Origin of the sequence: Cupriavidus sp. CuC1, assembly GCF_044627735.1 — a bacterium.
GTDB classification, from domain to species: domain Bacteria; phylum Pseudomonadota; class Gammaproteobacteria; order Burkholderiales; family Burkholderiaceae; genus Cupriavidus; species Cupriavidus ulmosensis.
In genome coordinates, this window is the sequence record NZ_JBIUHC010000286.1 from 1 (window position 1) to 6471 (window position 6471).

Genomic DNA, 6471 nt, shown 5'->3' on the forward strand with positions numbered 1-6471 from the left:
CCACCTCCTCGAACAGCGCATCGCTCTCTCCACCTGAGCGGCGTGACGCCGTTTGCCCCGCTTTATTGAGAAGTTACTGCTTTTGACGTTAAGCCGTTGAATTTGAAGCTGATTTTGCAGTTGCAGTTGCAGTCCGCACCCCTCCCCCTACCCTCACCACACCCCAAAAAACACCCCCGCCTGCTTATAAACATTAGTCTTGGCCACCACCTCCCCATGACTAACCGTAGTGCGCGGCTTGAGCATGCAAAACCATTCCAGCAGGTGCAGCCGCATCGCCGAGCGGATGGCTTCGTGGCTGGCATCCTCGCCCAGGTCGAAGAACTCGTCCGGGTCGCGTTCCAGGTCGAACAGCTGCGGGCGGAAACCCTGCCAGTGCACATACTTCCAGCGCGCATTGCGCACCATCCACGCCCGGCACTCGCCCGGTTGCCGGCCCAGCGCAATCCGCGCGCCGCGATAGGCGTAGTCCAACTCCGACACCACGAAGTCCCGCCACTGGCCATTGCCGCGCTCGCGCGTGAGATCCAGCAGCGAGCGGCCTTCCACGCGATGGTCTGCCGGCGGCAGGCCCAGCGCGTCCAGCACCGTCGGCACCACGTCCACGGCCGAGACCATGCGCGCATCCGCGCTGCCGCGGGTGGCGTCGGCCTGGGGCGAGGGGTCGTAGACAATCAGCGGGATGTTCTGCACCGTGTCGTAGAACTGCTCCTTCTCGCCGAGCCAGTGATCGCCCAGGAAGTCGCCGTGGTCTGCCGTGAACACGATCAGCGTGTCTTCCCAGCGGCCCAGGCGCTCCAGTTGTTCCCACAGCTCGCCGAGCCGGTCGTCGATCTGCTGCACCAGGCCTTGATAGGCGGGACGCACCGTGTCCGAGACTTCGCTGCGCATGAAGTTGGCGCACTCTTCCTGCGTGCGGTACGCGTCAAGCACCGGATGCGGGTTGTCCAGCTCGGCGTCGTGGCGCTTGAGCGGCAGGCAGTCGTCCAGCGAGTAAGCCGCGTGGTAGGGCGCAGGCGCCATATAGGGCCAGTGCGGCTTGACCAGCGACAGGTGCAGCACCCAGGGATCATCGCCGCGCGCGGCGATGTACTGCATCGCCTGGCTCACCGTATAGGCCGTCTCCGAATGCGGCTCCGCCACGCGTGCCGGCAAGCCCGCATTGCGCATCTGCCAGCCCGACACGATCTCCCCTTGCGCGTTCTCGGCGCTGATCACGTAGTCCGTCCAGGGGTCCGCGCTGTCGTAGCCCTGCTTGCGCAGCCACTCGGCGTAGGCGCTGTGCGGCTCGGCGTGGTGGCCGTCGTGGCGGTCGACTTCGACAAAGTGCCCGCTGCGCAGCAGCGTTTCCAGCTCGCTGCCACCGTCGAGGTGCAGGCGCTTCATGTTGGCGTTGTCGGGCATGACGTGGGTCTTGCCGGCCAGCGCCAGGGCACGGTGGCTGTCCTTCAGGTATTCGCCCAGCGTCACTTCGCCGACGGATAGCGGCACGCGGTTCCAGGTGGCGCCGTGGCTGCTCGGGTAGCGCCCGGTGTAGAAGCTCATGCGGCTCGGGCCGCAAACGCCGGAGGTGACGAATGCCTTGGTGAAGCGCACGCCGCGCGCGGCGAGGGCGTCGATGTTCCTGGTGCGCAGGGTGGGGTGGCCGTAGCAGGCCAGGTGGTCCTGGCGTAGCTGGTCGCACATGATGAAGAGGGTGTTTCGTGTGGACATGGTTTTGTTGATGCCGGTCAGGCCGCTGACCTGATCGTCATCAATTCAATAGATAACTGAGCGAAGATTCATGAAGATTTCATCCATGCATCAAATAACATTCATGAAATGAATAATCATTATGAAATCTGCCGGAATGCTTTCAATCTCCGGTATAGCCAGAGGCCTTGACCACTGGCCCCCACCGCCCGGCATCCGCCGCCAGCACCTTCCCGAACTGCTCCGCGCTCCCGGTTTGCGGCTCCAGCCCCAGCTTCAGGAACCGCTCCTTCAGATCCGCCGACTGCACCGCATGCACGATCGCCGCATTCAGCCGCTCGATCGTTGCCTTCGGCACGCCGGCCGGCGCCAGGAACCCGTACCGGCCCAGCCCTTCGATGTCCTTATAGCCAAGCTCGGTAAACGTGGGCACATCCGGCAATGCCACCGAGCGCTGCGTCCCTGAGCTTGCCAGTACGCGGATCTTGCCCGCGCGATGCATCTCGGTGAGATCGGCGAGCGTATCGACCGAGGCCGGCACCTGTCCGCCCACCAGCGCATTCATCAACGGTGCCGAGCCGTTGAATGGCACGTGCAGCATCTCCACGCCAACCTGCTTGCCGACCAGCAAGCCAAAGAAGTGTGGAATGCTGCCTAGCGCCGGCGAGGCGTAGGAATTGTTCTTGGCAGGGCTGGCCTTGAGCCACTCGATGTATTCCTTGAGCGTCCTGGCCGGCGTGCCGGGGCCGGTGGCCAGGGCCAGCTGGAAGTTGGCGGTTTGCGCCACCGGCGCGAAGTCGCGCTGGATGTCGTAGTTCAGCTTGCGGTAGACCAGCGGGGCGATGGTCATCACCGCGGAGTTGGCGACCACCAGCGTGTTGCCGTCGGCGGGCAGGGTGCGCGCATAGTCCATGACCAGGCGGCCACCCGCGCCGGGCTTGTTCTCGATGACCACGGTTTGCTTGAGTTCCTCGCGCAGCTTGTCGCCGATCAGGCGGGCGGCCAGGTCGGCGGTGCCGCCGGCGGGGTAGCCCACCAGGATGCGCAGCGGGCGGTCGTTCTGGGCGCTGGCCGGCGCGCTGGCGAGGCACATGGCGGCCAGTGTGGTCATGGTGGCGAGGGTGGGGACTAGCGCGCGCAGCAGTTTGGCGGGTTTCACGGGTTCTCCTGTTCTGTTGGTTCGGCAGCGGCGGGAAGCCGGCCAATTTATCGATACGGCCCGCGGGCGCCAAAGAAGGATTTCGCGCATCGATGTGCGCGTTTCGTTCCTGGGTTCATCCTGCCCGGCTGTACCCCGGCGGGTGCGCTTTGCGCGCGGCCCGCCGGTTCTTATGTAGCGGCACAGACGCTAACACCCACCCATATAATTGACAAAATCAACTAAATTTGCGGGTGCGGCATGAATGGCAGCGAAGTGGGCGAGCAGGCGCGGGAGCCAGCGCGGGACGCAGGTCAAACGCTGCAGCATCCCGCCCGGCTGGCGGATTTCCTCAACTACCGCCTCTATCACCTGACCCGCGTCGCCCTGCAAGCCAGCGGGCATCACCTGCGCGCCGCGGCCGGGGTGAGCCGGCGCGAGTGGCGCATGCTGGCCTTCCTCGGCGAGCAGCCGGGCACGCGCCTGACGGAGCTGGCGCAAAGCGCGGGGCTGGACAAGGTGCTCGCCAGCCGCGCCGTGCACGCGCTGATGGCGCGTGGGCTGGTGCAGCGCGCCACGCGCGAGCGGGACCGGCGGGCGGCGGCGTTCGTGCTGAGCGACGAGGGCGAAGCGGTCTACCAGCTTGCCTTTGCGCAGGCGCAGGCCTTCAACGCCCGCCTGGCCGCCTGCCTGGATGCGGAGGAGGCGCGGGTGCTGGCGCGGTGCCTGTCCCGGCTGCATGTGCAGGCCGAAGCCTTGCTCGCCGAGGCGCAAGCGCTGCCCAGCAGCGTACCCGCGCCCACGCAACTGGCGCAGGACTGGTGGCGCCAACCGTAAGGTTTGGCCGGCCGCTTCCGACTGCACCTAGCGACTTTCGAGTCCTACACTTGTACACTTGGAGTCAGCGCGTGCCCTGCCTGGAGCCTGCCATGCCGCTTGTCCGTCTCTTTCCTTCCCGCTTTCCTTCTCGATTGCGCGCTGCCTTCTTTATTGCCGCTCTGCTTCCCCTGTGCCTATTGGCCTCCCAGCACGCCCAGGCCGCGCGCCAGCCGCCGGCACCGGCGCAGGAACTGACGCGCCAGGCGGTGACCGCCTACGACGCCGGCGCCTTCGATTCGGCCTTGCGGGATTTTGCCAAGGCGGCCCAGCAGGGCAACCGGCTCGCGCAGTACAACTACGCCATGATGCTGCTGCGCGGCGAGGGCACGCCGGTGCGCCAGGAGGAGGCGCTGATCTGGCTGCACCGCGCGGCCGAGAACGACATGACGCAGGCCCAGTTCACCTTTGGTGAGCTGTACGAGCATGGCGAACTGGTGCCGCGCTCGCTGGAGTCCGCCAACCAGTGGTACCGCCGCGCTGCCGAAGGCGGCCATGTGCAGGCGCAGGTGGAACTGGCGACCAACTACTTCACCGGGCGGGGCCTCGCGCGGGACTATGGCAAGGCCTTCGAGTGGTACACGCGCGCCGCCACGGCGGGCGACGGCGGTGCCCAGTACATCGTCGCCAGCTATTACGAGCGTGGCGAGCCCGGCGTGGTCGAGAAGGACATCGAGCAGGCCAAGATCTGGTACGCGCGCGCCGCCGCGCACGGTGACCCGGGGGCGCTGGCCAAGCTGCGCTCACTGATAGAGCAGGGACTGAAGGCAAAACAGGCTGGCGCGATGTAATGCTGCGGTAGCCTGAGCATGATGCCATGGAGGGGCCGCTGCCCAGGCGTACGCCGCGCATGCTGTGTGTGCAGCCGGGGGCGGTACAACTCTTGCTTGAGACAACAACACGAAACCTGCGCCAATGGGAGGCACTAGTGGCAACACACGTCGCACTGAACCATGTCACCCACTACCGGTACGACCGGCCCGTGAAGCTTTCGCCGCAGGTGGTCAGGCTCCGTCCTGCCCCGCACTGCCGCACGCCGATCCTTTCGTATTCGCTGCGCATCGAGCCCGAGCAGCACTTCGTGAACTGGCAGCAGGACCCGTTCGCCAACTACCTCGCCCGGCTGGTGATCCCCGAGCCGACCACCGAGTTCAAGATCACCGTCGACCTGGTGGTCGAGATGGCGGTCTACAACCCCTTCGACTTCTTCCTCGAGCCCTACGCCGAGAATTTTCCCTTCACCTACGAGCCCGGCCTGGCGTACGAGCTGGCGCCCTACATGGTCAAGGGCGAGCCGACGCCGCGCTTTGCCGCCTTCGTGGAGAGCATTCCGCGCAACAAGCAGACCACGAGCGATTTCCTGGTGGCGCTGAACCAGCGCCTGCAAGAGGACATCCGCTACCTGATCCGCATGGAGCCGGGCGTGCAGACGCCGGAGCAGACTCTTGAGACCGGCGCGGGCTCCTGCCGGGATTCCGGCTGGCTGCTGGTGCAGACGCTGCGCCACCTGGGGCTGGCCGCGCGCTTCGTGTCCGGCTACCTGCTGCAACTGGCGCCCGACGTGAAATCCATCGACGGCCCCAGCGGCACCGAGGTGGACTTCACCGACCTGCATGCGTGGTGCGAGGTCTACCTGCCCGGCGCGGGCTGGATCGGGCTTGACCCCACCTCCGGCCTGCTGGCCGGCGAGGGCCATATCCCGGTGGCATGCACGCCCGAGCCGGGCAGCGCGGCGCCGGTCAGCGGCGCGGTCGACGAGAGCGAGGTGACCTTCCACCACGAGATGTCGATCACCCGCGTCTATGAATCGCCGCGCGTGACCAAGCCCTATACCGAGGCGCAGTGGCAGGCGGTGGCGGCCGTGGGCGCCGAGGTCGACCTCCAGCTCAACGCGCAGGATGTGCGCCTGACCATGGGCGGCGAGCCGACCTTTGTCGCGGTCAAGGATCGCGATGGCGCGGAATGGAACACCGATGCGCTCGGCACCACCAAGCGCGCCTATGCCACCGAACTGGTGCATAAACTGCGCGCGCGCTACGGCAAGGGCGGCTTCCTGCACTTCGGCCAGGGCAAGTGGTATCCGGGCGAGCAATTGCCGCGCTGGGCCCTGTCGATCTGCTGGCGCGCCGATGGCCAGCCCTGCTGGCAGGACCCGTCGCTGTTCGCCGACGAGCGCGAGCCGGCCGACTATACCGAGGCCGACGCGCGGCGCTTCCTCGATAGCCTGGCCACCCGCCTCGGGCTGAACCCCGGCTTTGTGCAGGCGGGCTATGAGGACACCTGGTATTACCTCTGGCGCGAGCGCCGCCTGCCGGTCAACGTCGACCCGCTGGAAGCACGGCTCGACGACGAGATGGAGCGCATGCGCCTGCGCCGCGTGTTCGATGGCGGCCTGGCGCGGCCCACCGGCTACGTGCTGCCGCTGCGCCGCACCGGCGAGGAAGACGGCCCGGCGTTGGCCGCCCACCGCTGGATCAGCGGGCCGTGGTTCTTCCGCGACGACCGCATGTACCTGCTGCCCGGCGATTCGCCGATGGGCTACCGCCTGCCGCTGGACGCCCTGCCCTGGGTGAGCGAGGCGGACTACCCGTGGCAGTTCGACCAGGACCCGTTCGCGGCGCGCTCGCCGCTGCCCACAGGGGCCCAGTTGCGCGCGCAGTTGCCGGGGCTTGGCGGCCCAGGCGCCGAGTCTGGCCAGGCGGTGGAGTTCCGCGCCAGCACCGCGGCCTACCCCGCGCCCGGCTCGGCAGCGGCTGCGCGTGCCG

At 67.1% G+C, this 6471-nt stretch carries 5 protein-coding genes; 3 read left to right on the forward strand and 2 right to left on the reverse strand.

Features of this window, described 5'->3' with window-relative positions; all coding sequences use genetic code 11:
• Positions 1-153: 153 nt before the first annotated feature.
• Both ACGLHR_RS50235 and ACGLHR_RS50240 read right to left on the reverse strand, forming a co-directional pair.
• Entirely contained in the window at positions 154-1713 is a 1560-nt protein-coding gene (locus ACGLHR_RS50235) for a sulfatase-like hydrolase/transferase (RefSeq protein ID WP_400103415.1), read from the reverse strand.
• Between the two features lie 142 nt (positions 1714-1855).
• Complete coding sequence (locus tag ACGLHR_RS50240) at positions 1856-2803, reverse strand: Bug family tripartite tricarboxylate transporter substrate binding protein (RefSeq protein WP_400103423.1); 948 nt, start codon at positions 2801-2803, stop codon at positions 1856-1858.
• A gap of 288 nt (positions 2804-3091) precedes the next feature.
• On the opposite strand from ACGLHR_RS50240, the gene ACGLHR_RS50245 reads away from it, so the two are divergent.
• From ACGLHR_RS50245 to ACGLHR_RS50255, 3 genes are all read left to right on the forward strand, one after another.
• Positions 3092-3667, forward strand: a complete 576-nt coding sequence (locus ACGLHR_RS50245) for a MarR family winged helix-turn-helix transcriptional regulator (RefSeq protein ID WP_400103417.1) — start codon at positions 3092-3094, stop codon at positions 3665-3667.
• 92 nt (positions 3668-3759) lie between these two features.
• Positions 3760-4497, forward strand: a complete 738-nt coding sequence (locus tag ACGLHR_RS50250) for a tetratricopeptide repeat protein (protein WP_400103419.1) — start codon at positions 3760-3762, stop codon at positions 4495-4497.
• A gap of 137 nt (positions 4498-4634) precedes the next feature.
• Positions 4635-6471 (forward strand): transglutaminase family protein (locus ACGLHR_RS50255; RefSeq protein ID WP_400103421.1); only part of this gene is annotated, 1837 nt, incomplete at its 3' end.

Bases quoted from the DNA above. Each gene is read 5' to 3' on its own strand.
- ACGLHR_RS50245 (WP_400103417.1), top strand. From the start codon at position 3,092: ATGAATGGCAGCGAAGTGGGCGAGCAGGCGCGGGAGCCAGCGCGGGAC.
- ACGLHR_RS50235 (WP_400103415.1), bottom strand. From the start codon at position 1,713: ATGTCCACACGAAACACCCTCTTCATCATGTGCGACCAGCTACGCCAG.
- ACGLHR_RS50250 (WP_400103419.1), top strand. From the start codon at position 3,760: ATGCCGCTTGTCCGTCTCTTTCCTTCCCGCTTTCCTTCTCGATTGCGC.
- ACGLHR_RS50240 (WP_400103423.1), bottom strand. From the start codon at position 2,803: ATGACCACACTGGCCGCCATGTGCCTCGCCAGCGCGCCGGCCAGCGCC.